This is a genomic window from Thermodesulfobacterium thermophilum DSM 1276, from assembly GCF_000421605.1.
In the GTDB taxonomy this organism is placed as follows: Bacteria; Desulfobacterota; Thermodesulfobacteria; order Thermodesulfobacteriales; family Thermodesulfobacteriaceae; genus Thermodesulfobacterium; species Thermodesulfobacterium thermophilum.
Map to the genome: position 1 here is coordinate 23646 of NZ_ATXI01000013.1, position 25329 is coordinate 48974.

The 25329-nt window shown below is 36.0% G+C and carries 22 protein-coding genes and 1 tRNA gene; 16 read left to right on the plus strand and 7 right to left on the minus strand.

All coding sequences use genetic code 11. The annotated features are described in order from the left end of the window. Both H529_RS0106985 and H529_RS11280 read left to right on the plus strand, forming a co-directional pair. The gene (locus H529_RS0106985) at positions 1-660 is read left to right on the plus strand and encodes a biotin/lipoyl attachment domain-containing protein (protein WP_022855810.1); all 660 of its coding nucleotides are present in this window, start codon (positions 1-3) and stop codon (positions 658-660) included. After that, a complete protein-coding gene (locus H529_RS11280) occupies positions 648-1448 on the plus strand; it encodes a biotin--[acetyl-CoA-carboxylase] ligase (RefSeq protein ID WP_022855811.1) in 801 nt (266 codons plus the stop codon). The genes H529_RS0106985 and H529_RS11280 overlap by 13 nt, the downstream gene beginning before the upstream one ends. Here the strand turns inward: H529_RS11280 and carB are convergent. The 4 genes from carB to rpsT form a co-directional block, all read right to left on the minus strand. Further along, positions 1436-4690: a carbamoyl-phosphate synthase large subunit gene (carB, locus tag H529_RS0106995; protein ID WP_022855812.1), complete on the minus strand. Its 3255-nt coding sequence runs from the start codon at positions 4688-4690 to the stop codon at positions 1436-1438. The genes H529_RS11280 and carB overlap by 13 nt on opposite strands. A 49-nt stretch (positions 4691-4739) precedes the next feature. Continuing rightward, entirely contained in the window at positions 4740-6548 is a 1809-nt protein-coding gene (locus H529_RS0107000; RefSeq protein WP_022855813.1) for a peptidylprolyl isomerase, read from the minus strand. Between the two features lie 185 nt (positions 6549-6733). Beyond that, positions 6734-6807, minus strand: a tRNA-Ala gene (locus H529_RS0107005). 8 nt (positions 6808-6815) lie between these two features. Beyond that, a complete protein-coding gene (gene rpsT, locus H529_RS0107010) occupies positions 6816-7097 on the minus strand; it encodes a 30S ribosomal protein S20 (RefSeq protein ID WP_022855814.1) in 282 nt (93 codons plus the stop codon). Positions 7098-7197: 100 nt separating this feature from the next. On the opposite strand from rpsT, the gene H529_RS0107015 reads away from it, so the two are divergent. Continuing rightward, positions 7198-8298, plus strand: a complete 1101-nt coding sequence (locus H529_RS0107015; protein WP_022855815.1) for a DUF3108 domain-containing protein — start codon at positions 7198-7200, stop codon at positions 8296-8298. A 1-nt stretch (position 8299) separates the two neighbouring features. Here H529_RS0107015 and gltX read toward each other — a convergent pair whose 3' ends face one another. Genes gltX through kdsB form a run of 3 tightly spaced genes read right to left on the minus strand, consistent with a single transcriptional unit; the run spans position 8300 to position 11263 of the window. Next, the gene (gltX, locus tag H529_RS0107020; protein WP_022855816.1) at positions 8300-9706 is read right to left on the minus strand and encodes a glutamate--tRNA ligase; all 1407 of its coding nucleotides are present in this window, start codon (positions 9704-9706) and stop codon (positions 8300-8302) included. 19 nt (positions 9707-9725) lie between these two features. After that, on the minus strand, positions 9726-10532 hold the full coding sequence (amrB, locus tag H529_RS0107025) for an AmmeMemoRadiSam system protein B (RefSeq protein WP_022855817.1): 807 nt from the start codon (positions 10530-10532) through the stop codon (positions 9726-9728). After that, on the minus strand, positions 10529-11263 hold the full coding sequence (gene kdsB, locus H529_RS0107030; RefSeq protein ID WP_022855818.1) for a 3-deoxy-manno-octulosonate cytidylyltransferase: 735 nt from the start codon (positions 11261-11263) through the stop codon (positions 10529-10531). The genes amrB and kdsB overlap by 4 nt, the downstream gene beginning before the upstream one ends. Positions 11264-11415: 152 nt before the next feature. Between kdsB and infB the strand changes: the two genes are divergently transcribed. The 13 genes from infB to H529_RS0107095 all read left to right on the plus strand — a co-directional run bounded on the left by infB (position 11416) and on the right by H529_RS0107095 (position 25315). After that, on the plus strand, positions 11416-14082 hold the full coding sequence (gene infB, locus H529_RS0107035; RefSeq protein ID WP_022855819.1) for a translation initiation factor IF-2: 2667 nt from the start codon (positions 11416-11418) through the stop codon (positions 14080-14082). Between the two features lie 33 nt (positions 14083-14115). Continuing rightward, positions 14116-14406 (plus strand): DUF503 domain-containing protein, encoded by a 291-nt coding sequence (locus tag H529_RS0107040; protein WP_022855820.1) that lies wholly within the window; start codon positions 14116-14118, stop codon positions 14404-14406. A gap of 11 nt (positions 14407-14417) precedes the next feature. Further along, positions 14418-14771, plus strand: coding sequence for a 30S ribosome-binding factor RbfA (gene rbfA, locus H529_RS10495; protein ID WP_022855821.1), 354 nt, complete (start codon positions 14418-14420; stop codon positions 14769-14771). Beyond that, complete coding sequence (locus H529_RS0107050; protein WP_022855822.1) at positions 14764-15744, plus strand: DHH family phosphoesterase; 981 nt, start codon at positions 14764-14766, stop codon at positions 15742-15744. The genes rbfA and H529_RS0107050 overlap by 8 nt, the downstream gene beginning before the upstream one ends. Then, a complete protein-coding gene (gene truB / locus H529_RS10500; protein ID WP_022855823.1) occupies positions 15731-16681 on the plus strand; it encodes a tRNA pseudouridine(55) synthase TruB in 951 nt (316 codons plus the stop codon). The genes H529_RS0107050 and truB overlap by 14 nt, the downstream gene beginning before the upstream one ends. A gap of 5 nt (positions 16682-16686) precedes the next feature. Further along, positions 16687-17574, plus strand: a complete 888-nt coding sequence (locus H529_RS0107060; RefSeq protein WP_022855824.1) for a lysylphosphatidylglycerol synthase transmembrane domain-containing protein — start codon at positions 16687-16689, stop codon at positions 17572-17574. Then, positions 17565-18179 carry a MarC family protein gene (locus H529_RS0107065; RefSeq protein WP_022855825.1) on the plus strand — a complete coding sequence of 205 codons (615 nt, stop codon included), beginning with the start codon at positions 17565-17567 and terminating at the stop codon, positions 18177-18179. The genes H529_RS0107060 and H529_RS0107065 overlap by 10 nt, the downstream gene beginning before the upstream one ends. A gap of 58 nt (positions 18180-18237) precedes the next feature. Next, entirely contained in the window at positions 18238-19623 is a 1386-nt protein-coding gene (locus H529_RS0107070; RefSeq protein ID WP_022855826.1) for an amino acid permease, read from the plus strand. Positions 19624-19755: 132 nt separating this feature from the next. After that, on the plus strand, positions 19756-21039 hold the full coding sequence (locus tag H529_RS0107075; protein ID WP_022855827.1) for a TolC family protein: 1284 nt from the start codon (positions 19756-19758) through the stop codon (positions 21037-21039). Continuing rightward, complete coding sequence (locus tag H529_RS0107080; RefSeq protein ID WP_022855828.1) at positions 21036-22235, plus strand: efflux RND transporter periplasmic adaptor subunit; 1200 nt, start codon at positions 21036-21038, stop codon at positions 22233-22235. The genes H529_RS0107075 and H529_RS0107080 overlap by 4 nt, the downstream gene beginning before the upstream one ends. Next, the gene (locus H529_RS0107085) at positions 22220-22909 is read left to right on the plus strand and encodes an ABC transporter ATP-binding protein (protein ID WP_022855829.1); all 690 of its coding nucleotides are present in this window, start codon (positions 22220-22222) and stop codon (positions 22907-22909) included. The genes H529_RS0107080 and H529_RS0107085 overlap by 16 nt, the downstream gene beginning before the upstream one ends. Next, a complete protein-coding gene (locus H529_RS0107090; protein ID WP_022855830.1) occupies positions 22893-24110 on the plus strand; it encodes an ABC transporter permease in 1218 nt (405 codons plus the stop codon). The genes H529_RS0107085 and H529_RS0107090 overlap by 17 nt, the downstream gene beginning before the upstream one ends. Continuing rightward, positions 24110-25315 (plus strand): ABC transporter permease, encoded by a 1206-nt coding sequence (locus H529_RS0107095; RefSeq protein WP_022855831.1) that lies wholly within the window; start codon positions 24110-24112, stop codon positions 25313-25315. The genes H529_RS0107090 and H529_RS0107095 overlap by 1 nt, the downstream gene beginning before the upstream one ends. Positions 25316-25329 lie beyond the last annotated feature (14 nt).

Below are 25329 nucleotides of genomic sequence, written 5' to 3' on the forward strand. Positions count from 1 at the left end.
ATGAAGATCGAGTACGAACACCTTAACGTTATTCTCCAAAAGTTTAAAGCCAACCCCTATAAAATTTTCAAAGTAAATACCATACATACCGGTTATATAAGAGATTTTTTGGTAAAAGAAGGAGATGAGGTAAAAGGTCCTTCTGGAAAGTGGTTAGAAAAACCAGGGACCTCTCTCTTTGTGTTAGAAAGGGAAAAAAATTTAAAAACTATAAGAGCTCATATAAATGGATGGGTACAAAACTTAAGGACAGACCTTTTAAATAGGTTTGTTGAGGCTGAGGAAACGATACTTGAGATTAAACATCCACTTTCTCAACAGGAAATAATTTCTGAAATTTTACTTTCTGCGCTTTACCTTGTAAAAGCTCCTGAAACGGCAAAGTATGTGTTAAGCCCTGGGTTAGCGGCCAAAATAGAAAAAGAAGGACTCCATAAGGTGAAAATAAAAAAGGGAGATGAACTTTTAATCATGACCTTTATGAAGCGCGAGACCCCTATTTTTTTTGAAGAAGACGGTGTGTTTTTAATCTATAATATCTATTTCAAACCCTTTCAACTTATTGAGAGAGGACAACCCCTAATTGGACTTTGTCCTGAAGAGCAACTTCCTTACTTAGAAAAGATAGTTTCCCGTATAAGGGAAGAGTGGCCCTTATAAATCATCCTTTTGAGTTTGATTTTTCTAAACTTTTTCCAGAGATAGGTCAAGAAATCTGGCATTTCCCTACCCTTCCTCGAGCTATGGAAGCAGCTAAAAATTTCATAAACTTATATCCCCGAACAGCCAACGGAAGGATTATACGAGCAGATATACTTCTTGAGGCTAAAGGTAGGTTTGACAGAAAATGGTTTGCTGAAAAAGGGGGACTCTGGTTATCCTTAAGCTTGTACGATGAGTTTTTCGAAGAACATGCCTCTTTGATATCTCTAATACCTGGTCTTGCGATGGTAAGATGTGCTAAACATTTGGGGATTGCTAAAGCTAAGGTTAAATGGATAAACGACCTTCATATAAACGGAAAAAAACTGGGTGGAGTTTTGATCGAAAGGTATAATGAATGGTATGTTATAGGATTAGGTATAAACGTTAACAACCCTCTTCCTAAAGATATACCCTCGGAAAGTTTTGGCAACTTACTAAAAAAAGAAGTTTCTATCTTAGAACTGTTAGAAGTTTTAGTCTATTGGCTGAGATATTATTTTGGATTTTTAAGATGGTTTGAACAAAAAATCCGGGATGAAGAGCCAGTAACTAATCTGGTAATAGAAGATTTCAAACAATTTACAGATACCTTAGGAAGGTGTGTAGGCTACGGATACAATATAGATCTAGATGATTACCTCATAGCTCAAGTAACTGAAATTACTCCCTATGGGAGTTTAATCCTAAATTCTGAGGAAGGTCTTATCGAGGTTTCAACTGGAGAAATCCTTTATCTTTTATAAAAACTATAATCAAGGTAGCTATAATATTTTTGTAGAGAAGAAAAAGAGAAGGATTTCATCGTTAGCCGTTTAATACTTTCAACCATAGCCCTGGCACAAGACAAAGTAGTAGCATAGGGAATATCTAATTCCATCGTATACCTTCTTATAAGGTAGGCATCTTCTTTGCTTTCTTTACCTTTAGCTGTATTTATCGCAAGCACTATCTCTTTATTCTTGATAAGGTCTAAAATATTAGGTCTTTTTAAGTCTGAGATCTTGGGTACTTCTTTTATTTTTATTCCAAAAGAGGAGAGAAATTTACAGGTTCCCTCTGTACCTACCAAGTTAAATCCTAATTCTTGTAGGGTTTTAGCTATAGGTATCGTAAGAGGTTTATCTTCGTCTTTTACTGAAATAAACACCGTCCCAGAAGTAGGAAGCTTCATACCTGCAGCAAGTTGTGCTTTAGCATAAGCTAAAGCTGGGTCCCAATCTATCCCCATAACTTCCCCTGTAGACTTCATTTCAGGGCCAAGGATTACGTCTACCTTAGGGAATCTTTTAAAAGGAAAGACCACTTCTTTTACGCAGTAATAAGGAGGTACCACTTCTTTCGTAAAACCTATTTCTTTTAGTGAATAGCCTAACATAATCCAGGTAGCAAGTTTAGCCAAAGGTACCCCGATAGCCTTGGACACAAAAGGTACAGTTCTTGAAGCCCTTGGATTCACCTCTAACACATAGAGTTCGTTGTCTTTGATAGCAAATTGAATATTTATTAAACCTTTTACCTCCAATTCTTTAGCAAGCAATTTTGTAGCTTCTTTGATTTCGTTTAAAAGTTTAGGTGAGATATGAAGAGGAGGTAAGATACAAGCAGAATCTCCAGAGTGAATACCTGCTTCTTCTATGTGCTCCATAATACCTGCTACTACCACCGTTTCTCCGTCGGAGATAGCATCTACGTCGATTTCTATGGCATCCTCTAAAAACTTGTCGATTAAAATCGGATGTTCTGGGTTTACCTTAACAGCTGTAGCTATAAACTCTTTCAACTCTTTTTCTGAATAGACTATTCTCATCGCCCTTCCACCTAACACATAAGAAGGACGGACAAGCAAGGGATAACCGATTTGATTAGCTACTTTAATAGCCTCTTCTTCACTATAAGCAGTCCCTGCTTTAGGCCTTCTAAGGTTTAATTTTTCAAGAAGTTGTTCAAACTTTTCTCTGTTTTCTGCCCTGTCTATGTTTTCAGGAGATGTACCCAGTATCTTTACTCCTGCTTTGTAAAGCGGTAACGCAAGGTTAAGAGGGGTTTGCCCTCCAAACTGAACTATTACCCCGTCTGGATTTTCTTCTTCATAGATGTTCAGGATATGCTCTAAGGTTAAAGGTTCAAAATACAGCCTGGTTGAAATGTCATAATCGGTAGAGACTGTTTCAGGGTTTGAGTTAACCATGATAGCTTCGATACCTTTTTCCCTTAAAGCTAAAGAAGCATGAACACAACAATAGTCAAACTCAATACCTTGCCCTATCCTGTTAGGCCCTCCACCTATGATAAGAACTTTTCGATTTTTTGTAGCCCGGCTTTCATTTTCAACTTCATATGTAGAATAAAAATAAGGGGTATAGGCTTCAAACTCAGCTGCACAGGTATCTATAAGTTTAAAGGTAGGTTTTACCCCTAAAGATTTTCTGTATTCTCTTACTTTTTGAGGATTGGTATTAGTAAGAAATCCGATTTGGTAATCAGTAAATCCCATCTGTTTGAGTTCCCTTAGCTCCTCTGCGGTTAAACTTTCTAAAGATCTCCCTTTTATTTCTTCGCTTTTATCAAAAATTTCTTTTAGATGGTATAAAAACCAAGGATCGATGTAAGTAAGATTGTAGATTTCCTCTATGCTAAATCCTGACTTAAAGGCCTCTCTTATGTAAAACAATCTTTGACTGTTAGGTTTGACTAACTTTTCCTTGATGATCTCTTTAGGAAGTATTACATCGTTGTCTGAAGGAGATTTTCCATCAGCCCCAAATCCAAACCTTCCTATCTCAAGCCCTGCTATAGCCTTTTGTAAAGCCTCTTTAAAAGTCCTGCCTATAGCCATCGTCTCTCCGACAGAACGCATAGAAGTAGTAAGCTCGTCTGGGGATTCTGGAAATTTTTCAAAGGTAAACCTGGGTATCTTTACCACCACGTAGTCGATCGTAGGTTCAAAGGCGGCTTTTGTCTCTTTAGTGATGTCGTTAGGTAACTCATCTAAGGTATAACCTACAGCCAGTTTGGCGGCAATTTTGGCTATAGGGTATCCTGTAGCTTTACTTGCCAAAGCCGAAGACCTGGAAACCCTGGGGTTCATCTCTATTACAACCATTTCCCCGTTTTTAGGGTTAACCGCAAACTGGATGTTTGACCCTCCAGTTTCTACCCCTATCTCTCTGATGATAGCCTGTGCAGCTGTCCTCATCCTCTGATATTCTACATCAGATAAGGTCTGCGCCGGGGCTACAGTAATAGAATCTCCGGTATGAACTCCCATAGGGTCAAAGTTTTCTATAGAACAGATGATAACCACATTATCTTTAAAGTCTCTCATCACCTCAAGCTCAAATTCTTTCCATCCAAGAACTGACTCCTCTAACATTACTTGATGGATAAGAGACATCTCTAAACCTTTTTCTGTAATTTCTCTTAACTCTTCTATGTTATAGGCTACCCCTCCTCCTGTTCCGCCTAACGTAAAACTTGGTCTGACTATAATAGGAAAACCAAGTTCTTTGGCAGCCTTTTCTATTTCGTTTAAAGAAGTGATTATGAAACTCTTTGGTATTTTTAATCCTATATTTTCCATCGCTTTTCTAAAATGCTCTCTACTTTCAGCCTTTTCTATAGCTTTAGCGTTTGCTCCTATCAGTTCAACGTTAAACTTTTCAAGAACTCCTTTTTTAGCTAAAGCAAAGGCTATGTTTAAACCTGTTTGACCTCCTAAGGTAGGAAGTAAAGCATCAGTCCGTTCTTCCTTTATAATGTATTCCACTACCTCAGGAGTCAGAGGTTCTATATATGTGTGATCTGCCATCTCAGGATCGGTCATGATGGTAGCTGGATTAGAATTAACTAACACTATTTCATAACCCTCTTCTTTTAAAGCCTTGCAAGCCTGACTTCCAGAATAATCAAACTCACAAGCCTGCCCTATAACAATAGGCCCTGAACCTATGATTAAAATCTTTTTTATGTCTGTCCTTTTAGGCATAAAAAACCCCTGTTTATCTATTTTTAAAATTTTTCATAAAAAGTATCAGCTAAAACTTTTCAAATAAAGTATAAGTTTTTATCTTAGATTTTTTAAATAGGTTTTGATACCATTCCTTAAACCACTTATCTCTTTTTTGATTTAGAAGAACCGAAGATGCCTGTTGAATTTCTGCATCTTCAATCGTGCCGTTAAAGTCTTTAATGCTTTTTATGACAAAAATTTTAAGATCCCCTCTGTCCCACACGATATTGTCTATTACTTTAGAAGAACCTGTGTTAGCAATCAATTGGGCTATGTTAGAAGAAAATGTTTGAGGAATCTCCATCCGGCTCAAACGATATTCCTTGGTCTGGAATCCTTCGTTTTCAAAAACTTCTTTGATTAGATCTGTTTTTGATTTTAATTTTTCTAAAAGGGCTTTAGCTTTTTGCTCACACAACTCTTTTCCTTTGCTGTTAAGATAGTCCTGCATAACCTTTTCTTTTGCTTCAGCAAAATCTAAAGACCTTGCAGGTTTTTTATCAATAATTTCTAAGATCACAAACCCTTTAGAGGTTTCAAAAGGAGCAAAAAATTCTCTTTTTGGGGCTTCAAAAACCTTTTTGGCAAGTTGAGGATTTTGAAACTGGTCTAAAAATTCTTTTTTAGTTAACCAATTGGTTTCAAAAAGTTTGATTTTATTTTTTTCTGCCCATATTTTTAAATCGTTTTCTTTCATAATTTCAGAATAAATCTTGTTAGCCTTTTCCTGGGTAACCTTTCTTGTTTTTTCTGTTTTTAAAAATTTATAAATATCCTCTCTTACTTCGTCAAAGGAAGCTATTCCTTCTGGCTTGATAGCCTCAACTCCTATGATTAAATATCCAGAAGAAACCTTAAAAGGTCCTAAAACTTGACCTTCCTTACTTTGTTTAAGTGCAGTTTTTATTTCTTCTGACAGTACCCCTTCTTCTACCCATTTAGCAGGAACCTTAAGGTCCTTGACATGTTTGGTTTCTTCTTTGATTTTTTGAGCTTTTTTTAAGGAAGTATCATCTGTGCCTTCGACCAACAGAGTTTTAATCTTAGCCCTAAAAGGCCTCTTAAAACGATCTAAATTTTGTTCATAAAACCTTTTAAGCTCAACCTCTGTTACTTCCAAAGAAGTTTCATAAGGAATAACTATATAAGCAAGTTTAACCTTTTCTTCTTCTTTATAAATATCTCTATGGGCAAGATAATAATTTTCCAAGTCTTTTTCTGTATAATTAATCTTTTCTATACAAGCTTTAAAGGGTAAAACACCTTCTAACAACTCAATTTCCTGCTTTGCAAACCTCAAATAATCTTTAACTTCTTCGTCTGAAACCACAATAGGAGTTGTCAAAAGAAGTTTTAATCGTTGTTGCAAAATGTCATAGTAAACAAGTTTTTCAAAAAACTTTGGGGTAGTACCTAACTCTCTTAATACCATCTGATATTTTTGGGGACTAAACCTTCCATTTTCTTGGAAAGATGGAATTTGAGCTATGCTAAGGCTTACCTCTTCTGGTAAAACCTTAACACCTATTTTATTGGCATAATCTTCTAAAAGTTTTAGTTTTATAAGTTCATCGAGGACTTCTTTTTTGAGATTAAGTTTTTTAAGGTCTTCTTCGCTAATTTCGCCAAAGGTTTGCTTTAAACGAAGCAACTGAAAGTTGTAAAACTCTTGAAATTCTTTGGCTGTGATAGAGATCCCGTTTACCTTAGCAACGAGGTCTTTTTCTGAAGTAACAAAGCTTCCGATACCCCAAAAGATAAAAACTATAATAATTACCGCTAAAAAGATTTTAGCAAAGACTGAAGTAGCGCCTTTTCTTAAAAAATCAAACATAAAGCACCTTATAAAGTTTTTATAAATATACCAAAATTTTTTGAATTGTCAAAAATTTTTTAGTTTAATAAAAAAAAATGATAAACTAAAAAGCATAGAAGGTAACTTTAATCGATAGAAAATTTAAAAATGACTACCAATAGAATTGGTAACAACTGAAAAAATAAAAAATTAGATCCACCTAATGGAGATGAGGGGATTCGAACCCCCGACCTCCGGAGTGCGATTCCGGCGCTCTCCCAGGCTGAGCTACATCCCCTTTAATTTTTAATGGGTGGTAGCTTTGTTTTTGGCTGATTCGAACTTTTTAAAAAGTTTAGAGATTTTATTAGCAGCCTTTTTCCAATGGAAAATGCCTTTAGAAACCCCTTTATGAAGCAAACTTTGGACGATTCTTAATTGGGCTTCAGCTTTTTCTAAGTCATGAGCGTTTAAATAATTTAAAAACTTTTTAATCTCAGTTTTCACCCTACTTTTGAAGGCTCGATTTCTTAACCTTCTCTTTTCGCTTTGTCTTAACTCTTTTTTGGCAGACTTGTGATGTGGCACTTCACTACCCTCCCTTTCCTTTGTTTAGTTTTGGATTAAAATTTATAGTAAGTTATAGTTTTGTCAAGGTTTAACTAAAAACTTTTGCTAAAATTATATCATGAAAACCGATGTCAAAGATAAAATTCATCCTTTTCTTTCTTCTCTCATTTTTTCTTTAATTATACATATTTCTCTATTCCTCGGTATGTTTGCTCTACCCACCTTCAAACATTTCTTAATATCTTACACAGAAGATTTTTTAGACTTAAACTTAAAAGAAATAGAAACTATATCTCAACCCTCAAAAATCATCTCAAAAAAAGAAACCTCTCAAGAATCTGAAACGAAAAACCTTAAAGAAGAGGTTCCATCTTCTGGACCTCAACCTTTTAATAAAGACAACTCCCAACCTTCAGAACAGCCTTCTACTCAACCTGATATCGATACACCTAAAACGGTTTCAGAAACAGAGAACATCCCTCAAGAAAAAAAAGATACCTTAACCGAAAAAGCAGAGCTTTGGAAAGCTTCTGAAAAAACAAAAGCTTCTGAACCGACATTGTCTAAGGATATCGTAAGTTTACCTAAAAAACTTGTATATGAAATTTTTTACGGACCTTTTAAGCTGGGAGAAACGATAATATTGATAGAAAATTCAAAATATTCAGCCATAGTTTACACCACAGGCTTGGGTAATGTAGTTTATCCCTATTATGCTAAATGGGAAACCTGGTTAGATAACCAAGGAAATCCTTTTAAAACAAACATCTATTCAAAGGACAGAGAAAAAGAAAGGAAGAAATCCATATTTTTTGATAAAGAAAGACAAGTAGTAAATATAAAAAAAGGCGATATAGAAAAAAATTTAGGAGAAACTTTTAATGTAACCTACCCTATCTACGATGAACTTACTTCTTTTATAAATTCGTGGTTGGTTGACTATCTAAACCAACCTAAAGTAGAGTTTCCTGTGTATATAAAAGAAAGTAGAAAATTTGTCAAAATAGCCTTAAGTAAAGAAACCTCGTGCATGTATGAAGGTAAAGAGGAACCCTGTTTAGAGCTCAACATAACACTTCCAGAAACCAGTGAACTTTTAAGCAGAAACAGAAAGGTTACCGTGTATCTACTTAAAAAAGAAAAATATCCTATAGAAATAAGGGGGAAACTCCCCCTTATAGGTAGCTTAACCGGAAAACTTAAGGAAGTGGTAAAATAATCTAAAAACTATTTTCAAAAATATAAGCTAACGCCTTCTTAATACGATAAATAGTTTTTTCTCTACCTAAAACCCTTATAATTTCAAAAAGTCCGGGGCTAACGGTTTTTCCGGTAAGGGCTATTCTTATGGCCTGGGCTATGTCTTTTAGTTTAAAACCGTGGGTTTCAGCCAAATTTCGAAAATAATCCTCTAAAACCTTATCTTCTAAAGTTAACGTTTTTAAATCTTCGCAGACCTTTTCTAATACCGGAGCTATCTGAGGTGTGAGAAACTTCTTTGCACCATTTGGATCATAAATAACCTCTTCTATGAGATAAAAATCCATCATTTCTACAAGTTCTACTAAAGTTTTACCCCTTGTTTTTACGGTCTCGATAGCCTCTAACAAATATTTTTCAGAAAATTGATCAAGATTATATTTCTTAGATAGAAAAGGTTTAAGATGGTCAAGTAAAAAACGGTTATCGCTATTTTTTATCCAGTAGGCATTAACCGCTAAAAGCTTATCTGGGTCAAAACGCGCAGGAGATAGGTTTACGTCTTTTATGTCAAATTTTTCTATAAGTTCTTCTACAGTAAAATATTCCTGATCTCCAAAACCCCAACCAAGCCTTGCCAGATAGTTTATCAAAGCATTAGGTAAGAACCCTGCTTCTTTGTATTCAAGGATGGATTTAGCCCCATGTCTTTTTGAAAGTTTAGCCCCATCAGGGCCAAGGACCATAGGAATATGGGCAAATTTAGGAGGTTCAACTCCAAGGGCTTCATAGATAATCAACTGCTTTGGGGTATTAGAAATATGATCATCTCCTCTTATTACATGGGTTATCCCCATAGTGATATCATCAATCACCACCGCAAACTGATAAGTAGGGGTCCCATCTGAGCGTAAAATCACAAAGTCATCCACCTCTTCGGCAGGGAAAACAATCTTACCTCTTAAAAGGTCTTCAAAGACGATTTCACCAAATTCTGGAGCCTTAATTCTTAAGGCTCTCCCTTCCCCTGGACCCAAATTTTTATTTAGGCAGGTTTTGTCATACCTTGGTTTTTGCCCGGTTTCTAACATTTTTTTCTTTTTTTCTTCTAAAACCTCTTTAGGGCATTCACAGTAATACGCCTTGCCTTCCTCAAAAAGCCTTTGAGCATATTGTTGATAAAGTTCAACCCTTTGACTTTGAAAATAAGGACCTCCATCCCAGTCAAGACCTAACCATTTTAAGGCCTCTAAGATAGAAACAACATATTCTTCTTTAGACCTTTCTCTATCTGTATCTTCTAATCTTAGTACAAACTTCCCTTGGTGATGCCTTGCATAAAGCCAGTTAAAAAGTGCAGTCCTTGCTCCCCCTAAATGTAAATGTCCTGTTGGACTTGGTGGGAAACGTGTAACTATCTCAGCCATCAACAGTCCCCCTTTAGATTTAATATAAAATTATTCCTCCGTAACCTACCACTGAGGAGTAATCTCTGATTATATCTCCAGAGGTGGCATAAGCAATAAGTTCTCCATGAGTGGCTCCGAGCTTTTTACAAGCAACTATGGCTATTGCTACCGGAATGACTCCACACATAGATATGTTGTTTTCTTTTACCGTCTTTATAAGACCTTCTTCAGACAAGGATAAGATTTCGTTTATAGCCATAGAATCTTTATGTTTGGCTGTGCCATGGGGCACATAATGACTAAAATCTGAGCTTGCTACGATTAAAATTTTCTTTTCTGGAAAAAGCTGTATGGTTTTAGCCAACGCCTCTCCAACTTCTCTTATTTCCTTAAGTGAAATCCATCTTAAACAAATCGCTACGATTTCTATCTCAGGGTTTAGATACTGTAAAAAAGGTACCTGAACTTCTATAGAATGTTCATGGGCATGGGCTAAAAGGTCTTCTGAGACCAAAGGACAAATTTCTAACAAACGAGAAACAAAGGTTTTATTTACTTTAGCCTCTCCTAAAGGGGTGATGAAGGAGGTTCCGTTAAAGATAGCGATTGGTTTTCCCATACCTGTATGATTAGGACCAAGGATAACAGCGATATCAGGGGAGACTATCTTACCATAAACAGCTCCAGCAACAGCCCCTGAGTAAAAATATCCTGCATGAGGAACCACTATCCCTTTAGCAGATATCTTGGGTTCTGAAAACTTTATCAGTTCGGCAAGATGCGCTTTTAATTCTTTAGGGTTATTACTATAAAAATATCCTGCTACTGCGGGTTCTCTCTTCATAACGATATCCCTCTTAGTTTTATAAGTTTTTCTAAATCTTCTGGGGTGTCTACTTCAGGTACATCTTCGGGCACTATGTTTACAGCTATTTTATACCCATGTTCAAGGGCTCTCAATTGCTCTAACTTTTCTGTGAGTTCGAGGGTTCCTGGAGAAAGTCTAACAAATAGGTCTAAAAATTCCTTTGTATAGGCATAAACACCAATATGTTTTAGGTATAAAGGGGGGTCTCCTGGAGTTCTAAAATAAGGAATAAGGCTTCTTGAAAAATAAAGGGCATAGCCTTGACAGTCTAAAACCACCTTAACTTTATTAGGATTATAGAGGTCTTCTTCAGTATTTATAGGAGTAGCAAGGGTAGCCATTTTAGCCTTTCCAGAGAGCAAAGGCTCTATCAAGAGTTGAAAATATTCTGAAGGGAAAAAAGGTTGGTCTCCTTGAAGATTAACTACTATATCTTCTGGAGATAGTCCAAGAAGTTCGGTGGCTTCAGCTACTCGATCTGTACCACAGATATGGGTCTTAGCAGTCATCAAGGCCTTACCTCCAAACCTTAAAACCTCCTTAAAAATCCTTTCGTCATCAGTAGCTACCCATATTTCTTCTGCTTTTGAGCTTAAAGCCCTTTCATAAACATGTTGTATCATCGGTTTTCCGTCTATGAGGATCAAGGGCTTTCCTGGGAAACGTGTAGAACCATAACGTGCCGGGATGATGATCACCTGTTTCATGTTTCATAATATTAATCTAAATTTATAAAAATAAAAGAAGGGCTTGAATTTTCGTGCTTTGATATTAAACTTAAGTCATCTTTTATAATATAATTAAATTGGTTAACTTTAACCTTAGCCAAAAGTATCTTTAAACTTAAACAGGGGTTATTATGACAAAAAGGATTAAACTTACCGAACTAGCAGAAGAGCTTCATATAGAACCTAAAGAGTTAGTTAAAAAACTTAAAGCCGAAGGTTTTCCGGTTAAAACTACTCTTTCCTCTTTGTCGGAGGAAGACGCCGAAAAGGTAAGAAATCTTTATGGTAAAAAACACGAAATAATCGTGTTTAGAAAAGAGGAGATTGAAGAAAAAAACAAAGAAGAAATTACACCAGAAGAACCTAAAGTAGAAAGTATAGAGCAACCTCTGGAGCAACCCAAAAAGAAAAAGCTTGTCTTAAAGAAGAAAAAAACCTCAGAAGAGCTTAAAATCGAAGAACAACCTAAAGTGGAAGAAACCATTTCAGAAACCAAAGAAGAAAAACCTTCTTTAATAGAAGAACCGCCTACCGAAGAAGTCAGTAAAGCCTCTTTAGAGGTTGAAGATTTAGAAGAGAAAAAGGTAGAAAGTTTGGAAACATCTATTCAAGAAGCTTCTCAGTTTGAACCTTCTCAAACTGAAACGCCCTCTACAGAGCCTTCTCAAACAGAAACTGCCCAACCCTCCTATGGAAAAAGAGTGGTTACTGAGTTTAAGCCAAGAAAAGAAAGAGGATTTAAAGGTAAAGAACAACCAGTGATCTCTCCTCCTAAAGAAGAAATTGTCTTGCCTGAAGAACCTAAGATAGGAGAAAAAGAAGATTTCAGAAAGAAAAAGAAAGAAAAAGATTTTAGAGAAGAAAAGAAAAAAGCAAAGAAAAAAGGTGGTTTTGGTAAAAGAGAAAAAGAGAAGATTGACGAGTTCTTTATAGAAGAGGAGCCAGCAACCCTTTTTGAGGAAAAACCTGAAGTAGAGGTAGTAAAACCTAAGGAAAAAGAAAAAAAAGAAAAGGTTTCTGATAGACCACCTACTTTACCTCCTAAAGAAAGAAAAATAAAGATCTTTGAAACGATTCAGGTTAGCGAACTTGCTAAAATGATGGGAGTTAAAGTTGGCGAGCTCATCAAAAAGGCTTTACAGATGGGTATGCCTGTTACCGCCAATCAGTCTATAGATGCAGATACAGCGGCCATACTGGCTGATGAATTTGGCTATCAGATAGAAAGGGCTCCTATAGAAGAAGAAATTCTTTTACAGTATATTCCACCTTCACCAGAAGAACTAAAACCCCGTCCTCCGGTTATCACGGTTATGGGGCACGTAGACCATGGGAAAACCAGTCTCTTAGACGCTATAAGAAAAACAGACGTAGCCAGTAGAGAAGCAGGAGGGATCACTCAGCACATCGGGGCCTATACGGTTAAATTAGAGGATGGAAGATTTATCACCTTTATAGACACACCGGGGCATGAGGCTTTTACCTCGATGAGAGCAAGGGGAGCTCAGGTTACCGATATAGTAATTTTGGTAGTAGCCGCAGATGATGGGGTGATGGAGCAAACCAGAGAAGCTATAGAACATGCTAAAGCAGCCAAAGTTCCTATAGTGGTAGCTATCAATAAAATAGATAAACCTGAGGCTAACCCTGAAAGAGTTAAATCGCAGTTAGCTGAGTTAGGGTTGATTCCGGAAGAATGGGGTGGCGACACTTTGATGGCCAACATTTCAGCAAGAAACAAGATAGGTATCAATGAGTTGTTAGAATTGGTACTTCTCCAAGCTGAAATGTTAGAGCTCAAGGCTGCCTACGATAGACCTGCAAGAGGCAGGATCATAGAAAGTAAATTAGATAAAGGAAGAGGACCGGTGGCTACGGTTCTTGTTCAAGAAGGAACCCTCAAAGAAGGGGATATTTTTGTAGCCGGGCTTACCTATGGAAGAGTAAGAGCAATGTTTGATAGCTATGGGAAAAGGGTTAAAGAAGTTACTCCTTCTATGCCTGTAGAGGTCTTAGGTTTTGAAGAGTTACCTCAGGCTGGGGATGACTTTATAGTTCTAGACAGTGAAGAAAAAGCAAAAAAGATAGCAGAATATAGACAAAGAAAGGCAAGAGAAGCTGAAACAGCTAAAGAAGCCAAAATTTCTCTTGAAAAGCTTTTTGAAAAACTAAAAGAAGGTGAGCTTAAAGAATTAAACATAGTTTTAAAAGCCGACACCCAAGGTACTTTAGAAGCCTTACAAGCCTCTTTACTTAAACTCTCTACTGATAAAGTAAAGGTTAACATCATCCGTGCAGGCATAGGGGCTATTTCTGAAAGTGATGTAATGTTAGCCTCAGCCTCAAATGCTATTGTCATCGGTTTTAACGTAAAACCCAGCTCTCAAGCACGAGATTTAGCTAAAAAAGAACGAGTAGATATTAAGTTTTATGATGTGATATATCAGCTTACTGATGATGTAAAGAAAGCAATGGCTGGATTACTTGAACCTGAAATCGTAGAAGAGATTAAAGGTTTGGTGGAAGTAAGAGCTATCTTTAAGGTACCTAAGGTAGGAGTCGTTGCTGGTTGTTATGTCAAAGAAGGTGTTATCAACAGAAACCACAATGTAAGGGTAATAAGAGATGGAGTTGTGATTTATACAGGTAAAATAGCTTCTCTTAGAAGATTTAAAGAAGATGTCAAAGAAGTAGCTGCTGGATATGAGTGCGGGGTTAGAATAGAAGGTTTTAATGACATAAAGGAAGGAGATCTTCTGGAAACCTTTGAGTTGAAAAAGGTTTCTCAGGAGCTTTAACTAGTAACTAGTTAAATTAAAAGGGTTTTCTAAATGGTAGTTGGAATAGCAAAAATAGAACTTTTTATTCCTGAACCTAATTCTTTAAAAGCCAAGAGGCAAGTATTAAAGGCCTTAACTCAAAAGATAGAATCTAGGTTCAGAAAGGTGTCTTTGGCCGAGGTAGACGAGCATGACCTCTGGCAAAAAGCTGTTTTAGGGTTAAGTGTAGTAGGAAAAGACCAAAAATTAGTTGATAGTAAAATAAATGACATCCTTACTTTTATTCAAAAAGATGGTAGGTTAGAAATTATAAAAGCTGAGATAGATTTCATTAACTATTAAGGTTTAAACCAATGTCATACAGACCAGAAAAGGTAGGCAGTCTTTTACAACAGGTTATAACAGAAATTTTGATGTATGAACTAAACGATCCAATTTTCAAACAGTTTATTACCGTCACCGAGGTTAAAATAGGTGGAGATTTAAGAAAAGCGACAGTTTTTTTTAGGGTATACGGAGATACTGCCCCTGATGAGGTTCAGGAGGCTCTTAATCGTGCCAAAGGTTATATCAAGAAATTAATAGGAGAAAAAATTACCATAAAATACATGCCAGACCTTGAATTTAGATTAGACGACAGAGAAGAAAAAGAAAAACAACTTGACATGTTGTTTGCTAAAATCTCTAAAACAAAAGAAGATGTTTAATTTAACAACCCTTCTTCAAAAAATTGAAGAAAACCAACATTTTATCTTAGTAACTCACGTAAACCCAGACATAGATGGCCTTTCTTCTATGCTGTCCTTTGGATTTTTTTTAAAACAAAAAGGAAAAAGTTTTTACCCTTTGGTAGAACGTATACCCCAAAATAGTAAATTTTTAAAGGGTTATCAATGGTTTATCCTACCAGAAAAATTACCTCAACTGGACAAAGCTTTGATTGTATTGTTTGATGCTTCTTCTCCGAAAAGGATTGCTCCTAACATAGCTGAAAGATTGAAACCTTTTAAGGAATATGTAATCATAGACCATCATCAAAAAGAAGAAAATACCTTTGAAGGAGAAACTTTATTTATCGTAGACCCTAACTCACCTTCTACCTCAGCCATTATTTTTGAAATTTTAAAAAAATTAGAAGCTGAGATTACTTCAGAGATGGCTGAAAATCTTTTAGCTGGACTTTATTTTGACACAGGTGGTTTTAAATATGAAAATACAAAAGCCTATACCTTTGAAGTGGCCAAAGAACTGTGCGAAAAGGGGGCCAACCCTTCGTATATAGCCAAACAACTTTTTGAACAAGTTTCTTTACAGGAAGCCAACCTTCTAAAAATAGCCCTTGATCGTTTAGAAATAATATCAAATAAACCCTCTTTTGGTATTTCTTACCTTACCGTTGAAGAATTAGAAAACAGTCCTGTAGAAGACCTTAGTTACATAGCCAATTTTTTAAAAAGTTTAAAAGAGATTGATATAGTAGCTTTCGCAAAAGAAATTGAGAAAGGAAGGATAGCTGTAAGTTTAAGAGGCAAAGAACCTTTTGAGGTTTTAGGGATTGCTAAACATTTTGGTGGTGGCGGACATAAATACGCCAGTGGTTTTAAACTTAAGATAGAAAACCTTCAGGCTTTTTTGACAGATTTAAAGGAGTTTTTGCGGGGTTTTTATGAAAAAAAATGAAGGATTAAACGGAATTCTTGTAGTGGATAAACCTGAGGGGTTAACCTCTACCCAAACCTTAGAAAAGGTTAAAAAAATTTTAAAGGTTAAAAAGGCTGGTCATGGAGGAACCCTTGACCCCATAGCTACAGGAGTTTTACCTATATTAATTGGCAAGGCCACCAAAGTAGCCCAAATCTTCTTAGAAGGTGATAAAATTTACCAGGGGGAGATGCAGTTAGGAATTAGCACCCTTACTTTTGATATTACCGGAGAGGTGGTTGCTAAAAAACCTGTCCCTGAGTTTTCTTTAGAAGATCTTACAAAGGTTGCTCAGACCTTCTTAGGAGAATTAGACCAGACTCCCCCTCCTTTTTCTGCTGCCAAGTTTAGAGGGAAACCGCTTTATAAATATGCAAGAGATGGTCTTCTTATCCCTAAAGAACCTAAAAAAATTAAAATTTTTCGGTTTGACATTTTAGAAGTCAACCTACCCTATGTGAGGTTTGAGGTCCACTGTTCTAAAGGAACCTATATCAGGTCTATAGTGAACAGTTTTGGAGAAAAGCTTGAATGTGGTGCAACTTTGACTAAGCTTAGAAGAATACAAAAAAGTGTGTTTAAAATAGAAGAAGCTTTAACCTTAGAAGAGATAGCCCAGGTTGTTGAAGAAAACTATGAAGAGTTATTAAAAAAAATAGTCTCTGTAGAAAGGGCCCTTGAATTTTTACCCAAGATACTTGTAAGTGAAGATTTTTCTAAACGTATACAAGAGGGAAGAACTATGCATACCTCTTCTTTTATCTCTTTTATAAAATTTCAAAAACTTACTTTATCTCCCAGTCATGACTGGATAAGGATTTTAAACCCAAAAGGTAAGTTGATTGCTATCATCGAAAATCCGTTAAAAAACCTTTCCAGTGAGTATATAAAATATTTTCGAGTCTTTAAAGACTAACCATAATGAAAAGAATAAAACATCTCTTAAGTCTGGCTTTAAGATTTATCATTACCTTTGGCATTTTGTTTTTTCTTTTTAAAAAAACCGATTTTGTTAAGCTAAAAGAGATTTTTAAAAATCTGTCGCTTCCTTTTTATCTAACTGCCCTTCTTTGTTTTAACAGTTTTCAGCTTATGGTAGCTTTAAGATGGCAGAAAATCTGTGAAACTTGGGGTTTTAAACAAAGCTATCTTTTCTTTTTAAAAAGCTATCTGATGGGATTTTCATTAAATACGGTTATGCCAGGGATAGTGGGAGGAGACCTTTTAAGGACTTTTCTCTTAACCAAACAGGGCCTTCCCTTTAAAAAAGCCACCTTTAGCGTTATGATCGATAGATTTTATGGACTTTTAGGTATTTTTTTTATCCTCTCTATTTCTCTTCCTTTATATGGACAATTTTTACCTAAAAAACTTTACTATTTTTCTACCATTCTTACCTATTCTACAATTTTAAGTTTTTTCTTAATCTCGGTATTTTTTACTAAAATCTATTCTACGGACTATTTTAGACCTCTTTCCTTACCTTATAATCTATTTCCGATACTTCTTGGGGTATTAATCCAGTTTTTTTTTGTTCTTCAGTTTGTTCTTTTGGGTAAAGCCTTACATTTAAACATAAGTTATGTATATTATTTTGTGATGATCCCTATCATTAGTTTTCTTGCTGCCTTGCCTATTAGTATTTCAGGTTTAGGTGTAAGGGAGGGAGGTTTAAGTTATTTTGTTTCTTTGTTAGGGTTTTCCATAGAACATGGTCTTTTATTAGGGATGTTAGGGTATAGTTTAATCCTTATTTCTGCCCTTCCTGGGTTATATTTTTATCTAAAGGCAAAGGTTTCATGGAAATAAGCCTTTTGTTTAAAAGTTTTATCGCTCTTTTTACGATCATAGACCCGATAGCTGGGGCACCTTTCTTTTTAAGTATAACCAGCGGTTATTCTGAAAAAGAAAGGCAAAGGATAGCCTTAAAAGCCTGTGTTACAGCTTTGATTACCCTTTTACTATTTTTTTGGTTAGGTAAATACATTCTTATTTTATTTCAAATTTCTCTTTCCTCTTTTAGGATAGCAGGAGGGACTCTACTTTTCATAACTGCCTTAGAGATGCTTTTTGGTAAAACTACTCAGGTAAAAACTTCAGAACAGGAAACCACCCAGGTAAGAGAGTTAGAAGACCCTTCTGTAGTTCCTTTAGGGATTCCTTACTTAGCAGGTCCTGGGGCGATTACCACCACCATCATCTTAGGAGAAACCCCTGAGTTAACCACTAAATTAGCCCTTTCAGGGGTGATCTTTCTGGTGATAGTCATCACCTATCTTATTCTTAAAGCCTCAACCCAGATTTTCAAACATCTGGGAGAACTTGGGACTAAGGCTGTGGTGAGGATTTTAGGTCTTATTCTGGCAAGTATTGCTATAGAATACATCCTCAAGGGATTAAAAGAAGTTTTTTAACGAAATTTTAGTAAAATAGGTGTTTTCAATCTAAAAAATTTTTTTATAATATACAACCATGGATATCTTTAGAAAAAAACCGTTTAATGCTGTTCAGCAAACCTCTAAACTTAAACGTGCTCTTTCGTTAAAAGACATCGTTTTTATAGGGATAGGGGCGGTAGTTGGGGCAGGTATTTTTGTGGTAACCGGGCAAGCTGCAGCTTCTTATGCTGGACCTGGGATTTTGCTTTCTTTTATCCTTGCAGGAATAGGAATAGGATTAACTGCTTTGGTGTATGCAGAGTTTTGTTCAGCCTTTCCTTTAGCTGGAGGAGCCTATAATTATGTATATTTTGCTTTAGGAGAATTTTGGGCTTGGTTGGTTGGTTGGAATGTACTTTTAGAATACGGGATTGCTACCGCAGCTGTTTCTACCGGTTGGTCTGGTTATCTAAGGGCTTTTTTAGAAAATAACTTGGGGTGGGTCTTACCTAAAGCCCTTTCAGGTCCTTTTAACCCTAACCAAGGGACCTTTGTGGACCTTTTTGCCCTTTTAGGGGTCTTAGTAATCTTCATCTTGGTAACCATAGGGATTAGAAAAAGTGCTTTTTTTAATAACTTGGTGGTGGTGTTAAAGATAATAACCTTGTTATTTTTTGTATTATTTGGGTTAAAACATGTTAAATGGGAAAACTTTCAACCCTTCTTGCCTTTTGGATGGGAAGGAGTCTGGAGAGGAGCTGCTCTTATTGTTTTTGCTTACTTAGGTTTTGATGCGTTAGCAACTTTAGCAGAGGAGACTAAAGACGTTAAAAAAAACTTACCTAAAGGTATAATCCTTTCTCTTATAGTCATCACGTTCCTGTATATCTCAGTAGCCTTTGTTTTGGTAGGAATTTTGCCTTACTGGGAATATGAAGGAAAACCTGATGCTTTAGCCTACGCCATGTACAAGATAAACGAAAAACCGGTAGCAGACTTTATTTCTTTAAGTGCGGTAATTACGATTACCTCGGTTATGTTGGTTATGGCCATAGGGTTTACCAGGATTCTTTACGCTTTAGCAAGAGATGGTCTTATCTTTAAGCCTTTTGCCGAAATACATAAAAAATTTTATACTCCATATAAAGCATCTATAACCGGTGGATTAATCCTTTGCCTCTTTGCTGGGTTTATTCCTTTAAAAATATTGGCAGAGCTTATAAACATCGGGACTCTCTTTGCCTATTTTGTAGTAGGTGTAGCTATCTATTTAGTCAGATACCGCCCTGATTATCAACCTGCTTTTAGGATTCCATATGCCCATATAATAATCCCAATTAACCTTTTGTTTTTGCTTTTTATCATGAGCGGGTTACCTATGGATACCTGGATAAGGTTTATTCTATGGAGTTTCTTAGGGATTTTAGTCTACTTTTTGTATGGCTATAAAAATAGCTCTATGAACCTTAAAACGAAATAGGTTGTCTTGGTTAAGTTTAAAAAACATTTCAACTCTAAAACAACCTTAAAATCAGATTGACAAAATCGATTTTAAGGATAAATATTTAAGTGATTACTTACATATTTTTGAGCCGAAAAATAAGAGGATTTTATGAAGAAAATAATCGGTCTTTTTTTGTTTTTCTTTTTTTGGCTGTTAAGCTTTCAAAACTCTGTTTTTGCTAAAGAAGTATTATCTCTAAAAGAGCTTATTGTTATAGGGCTAAAAAACAACCCTCAAATACAGGTTGCGATAAAAAGTAAGGAAGGTTCTGTTTTTTATAAAGACTATGTTAGGGCAGGCTTTTTCCCGTTTTTATATTTAAAGTACGAGTTTGACAGACAAGATCCAGGTAAGGGGCTTCCTAATCAGGAGGTGCATTCTTTTGGTCCTTATTTAAACTGGAATGTTTTTTCAAGCTTTTCTACCTGGTACGCCTATCAAGAGGCCTTAAAATTGATATCAGCCCAAGATTTTATGGTAAAAAAAACCATCTTAGATGTATCTTTAAACATTATCCAGGCTTATTTAGAATACTTTAAACAAAAGGCCTTGTATGAAGCTGCGTTGGTTGACCTGGAAGACGCTAAAACCCTTTTAAGGTTAGCCAAAAAGAAATACGAGGTTGGTCTTTCTCCTTATGCAGATGTGCTTGATGCTGAAGCCAAGGTTAAACAGGCAGAGTTTAACGTGACTAACTATAAGTATACCGCAGACATAGCCAAAGCTAAGGTTCTTACCTTAATAAACTATGATGTCCTTAAGGCAGAAGAAATAGAATTTTTACCTTTGGACGAAAAAAACATAGAGATAAAAGATTTAAATTTTTATCTTAAAACCGCTCTCGAAAAAAGGCCAGAGGTTAAAGCCAAAGAAAATGAGGTTTTAGCTCAAGAAGATCGGGTCAAAAGCATAAAAGGAAAGTTTGGCCCTACCGTAGACTTCTTTAGTAGTTATTATCAGTTAGATAGTAAATTTTTTCCTGATAAACAAAACGAATTTACGGCAGGTTTTCGGATAACCCTACCTATTTTTACAGGTTTCCAACGAATAGCAGAATTAAATAAAGAAAAAACAGGGTTAGAGCAAAAAAAATTAGAAAAGTTAAATACCGAACTTCAGATAAAACAGGAAGTTTTTACCAGTTATAAAAACTATCAAACAGCTAAAGAAAACTTTGAAAGCGCCCTTGCCTGGTTAAAAAGTATGGAAGAAGACTATCGGATAGTTCAAAAGAAATACGAAACCGGATTAGCAAGCATCGTAGATGTAACCACCCTTTTAGCCCGGCTTTCAGAAGCAAGGTCGAAGGTAGCAGTGTCTAAGTATAACTTGATATATTCCTTCTACGAACTTTATAGAATGACTGGTGTTATTCCGGAGTTAGATTTATGAAAAAATGGGTGTTTTTATGGTTGATCGTTTGTTTGTTTTTTTTGGGGTGTCAGAAAAAATCAGAAAAAAAGGCTAACCTTTTACCTTCTTCTTCTACCAAGGTAGAAAGGGGAACAATTTATTTAGAGGTAACAGCTACCGGAGCGGTAAAACCTCAGGTCGGAGCTCAAGTAAAAGTAGGCTCAAGGATTTCAGGAAGGGTAGAAAAACTTTTTGTTACCACAGGAGATAAGGTTAAAGCAGGTCAACTTATAGCCATCATAGAACATCAAGACCTTCAGGAAGAGGTTAACAGAGCTTTTAACGAATATAAAGAAGCCTTAGCCAATTTAGAAAAGATAAAACAGGTTTATCCTCATCAGATCTCAGCACAAACTAAAAAAGTTAAATCATCTATGGCAGAACTCCTTCAAATAGAAAGAGAACTTCAAAGAAACAAGATGCTTTTCCAGGAAGGTCTTATTTCAAAAAATGATCTCGAACGGTTAGAAAGAGATTATGAGGTAAAAAAATCTACTTTAGAATATGAAAAAGCTAATCTTGAGGCTTTAAAATCTGAGTATGAAAAGCAGTTATCCATCGCCAGAGCCAGTGTAGAGGCTGCTAAAAATGTTTGGAATGCAGCTAAGATTAAACTTAATTATGCCTTTATTTACTCCCCTATTTCTGGGGTGGTTTCAGAGGTTACAACCCAACAAGGAGAAACTGTGGTAGCAGGGTTAAACGCCCCTACTTTTATTACGGTGGTTGACCTCTCAAGACTTCAAGTAGAATGTTATGTAGATGAAACAGACATAGGAAAAATTTCAGTAGGTCAAGAGGCTACTTTTACCGTAGACAGCTATCCCAACAAGGTTTTTAGGGCTAAAGTAAAAAAGATATACCCTGGTGCTATCATCAAAAATAACGTGGTTTTTTATGATGTGGTGCTTGAAATTTTAGACCCCTATGAAAATCTACTGCGTCCTGAGATGACAGCCCAGGTTAACATCATAGCCGGGAAAAAAGAAAACGTACTTTTGGTGCCTTCCAAAGCAGTAAAGATAGACCCCCAAGGAAATTATTTTGTGATGGTAAAAAAAGGGGATAAATGGGAAAAAAGATTAATTAAAATAGGCTGGGAATCCAAAGGAAAAATCGAAGTAGTAGAAGGGCTGAAAGAAGGTGAGGAAGTAGGTTTGTGGGAGACAAAATAGTAATCCTTGAAGATATTCAAAAAATCTATCAAATTGGGAAGGTTTCCTATCAAGTTCTAAAAGGAATAGACTTAGAGGTAGAACAAGGAGAATTTTTAGTAATCATGGGAACTTCTGGGAGTGGGAAAACGACCCTTTTAAACATCATAGGTCTTCTTGATAAACCTACCTCAGGCAGGTATTTTTTAGAAGGAGAAGAGGTCAGTAAGTTTGACAGTAAAAAATTGGCTTATATAAGGAATAGGAAACTGGGGTTTATCTTTCAGGCCTTTCACTTAGTCCCATGGGCAACCGCTTTAGAAAACGTGTTGTTACCTTTACTTTATAGACCGGAAGGATTTTCTAAAGATGATGAAAAAAGAGCTATTTCTTTGCTTGAAAGATTGGGGTTAGGAGAAAGAATTCATGCTAAACCTAAGGAACTTTCAGGAGGACAACAACAAAGAGTGGCAATAGCCCGAGCCTTGATCACCAATCCTAAACTACTTTTAGCAGATGAACCTACAGGCAATCTTGACAGTGCAAGCAGTAAAGAAGTGATGAACATATTTAAAGAATTAAACGCCGAAGGACTTACTATTATAATGGTTACTCACGACCCAGAAATTGCCAAAAACGGAAAAAGAATAAAAGTCATAGCAGACGGAATTTTTGTAGATGAAAAACAGGTTTAAACAAATCTTTTTAAAGGACATATTAAAAGAACTTCTTGCTAACAAAGTAAATCTGGTTTTCATGCTTTTAGCTTTGATCATAAGTTTAACGGCTTTAAACACCATTTATTCCTTGGGAGCCTCTGCGAAAAAACAAGTCTTAGATGTATTAGCCAACCTTCAGTTTGGTAAAGATGCCATGCTGGTTATTGCTGGAGGGGGAAAAATCATAGGGGTTACTACCACAAGAACAGATACCATGAAAATGAAGGATGTAGAAAACATAGAAAGACTTGAGTTTGTTAAGCTTGTCTCTCCTTGGGTAAGAGGTATCCTTGAAGTTTCCTATGAAGGTTTTTCTGAAAAAATGAGGATAGAAGGTGTGACCCCGTCTTATAGTTTAGCTAACAACTGGTATACCAAAGAAGGAAGGTTCTTTAGTGAACAAGATTTAAAGAACATGGCTAAGGTATGCGTTTTAGGAGCAGAAGTACCCCAAAAAATTAAAGCTAAACAGGTTATAGGTAAAAAAATAAAAATTGGTGGAGAATATTTTGAGGTTATAGGAATCTTAGAACCAAAGCCTTCGTTTGGACATTTTAGACATGATGAAAGGATTTTAATCCCTTTAACCACAGCGATGAGAAGGGTGTTTAACAAGGACTATTTGGATGCGATGAAAATTCTTTTTAAAGAAAACACAGACATAGAGCTGGCTAAAGAAACTATCCGTGGCATACTAAGACAAAACCATAACCTTTATGGTATTCAGCCTGATGATTTTAGACTTATCACCCCAGATATGGCCATAGAAAGATTTACAGCAACCACTAGGATACTTACCGTGTTTTTATTAGCTATTTCAGTAATCAGTTTGGTGATAAGTGGGGTGATCATCATGAACTTGATGTATGCTAATATAGAAGAGCGTGCCCCGGTGATAGCGTTAAGATTAGCCTTAGGGGCAACCCCTTCTAACATCATTCAACATTATCTTACCATGGCCTTAATAGTAGCTTTAATAAGTGGTTTTATCGGATGGTGGTTAAGTTTAGGGCTGATGCAACTTATCTCCTTTTTTAGTCCTTTAAAACCTCTTTTTTCCTGGACTACCTTTTTTATAAGCCTTGGTTTTTCTATGTTGACCACCATCATTTTTAGCCTTATCCCAGCTTATAAAGCCACCCAAATAGAACCTTCTATCTTATTAAAAAGCCTATGATGTTAAAATATAAACTACTTTGGGGTGGGTTGTTTTATAAAAAGTTAAGGCTGGTTTTGTCTATCATCGGTATCATCATTGGAGTTTCTTCTTTGCTTTTGATGAACGCCTTTGGAGAAGCGGCTAAAATCAGGACTTTAAAAGAAATAGAAACCTTCGGTCCAGAGGTTTTGATGGTAGTTGCTGGAAACGTAAGGGTTTCTGCAGGAAGAGCCATTCAAACAGAAGTAACCACTACTCTTAAACCTGAAGATGCAGAGGCTTTACGAAAGATAGGTGGTATCCGCTTTATCTCTCCCTATTTTACCGGAGATGCTATCGTAAGGTTTGCAGGAAACACGGTAAGTACCGTTTTAAACGGGGTTAACGAAGAATATCTAAGACTAAGAAAGTTTTCTTTAGAAGAAGGTAGAAACTTTCTGAAAGACGAGATTTTAAGCTATAAAAAAGTGGTAATCTTGGGAAATAAGGTCAAAGCACAACTTTTTGGAAAAGAAAATCCTGTAGGACAGACCATTCTTATAAACAAACTCCCTTTTAAGGTTATCGGGGTTTTAAGTCCTATAGGGATAGATGCTAGCAATGCAGACCAGGATGATCAGGTACTTATACCTTATACCATAGCTATTTCTGCGATTTACAACGTTGATTACATAAGAGGTATTTTTATCTCAGTAGAAGACCCTTCTAATCTTCCCTTTATCGAAAAACAAATCGATTCAATCTTGTCTAAAAGGCATAAGGTTACGGAAAAAAACAAAGATTTTACCATAGTTAAGGCTGAAGATATTCTTCAAGCTAAAACCCAAACAACCAACCTTTTTTCTTCTTTAGTAAAAAGTATCTCCGTTCTTTGTTTAGTGGTTGGTGCTTTAGGAGTAACAGCCATCATGACCCTTGCGGTTAATGAACGTAAAAAAGAAATAGGAATAAGAAAGGCTATCGGGGCTAAAGAACGAGATATATTGTTACAGTTTTTGATAGAAAGTGTAATCGTTACCCTATTAGGAGGTATTATGGGTGTAGTTTTAGGGGTGGGTTTAACCCTTATCCTGTTGCCTGTCTTTAACTATCCTTTGATATTTCCTGTCATTCCTATCCTTACCTCTACAGGATTAACGATAATTTTTGGGATTTTTGCAGGGGTTTATCCATCTTATAAAGCCTCTAAGGTGGATCCTATAGTACTCTTAAGGTCCTTTTAGGCTTCTTGTAAAAA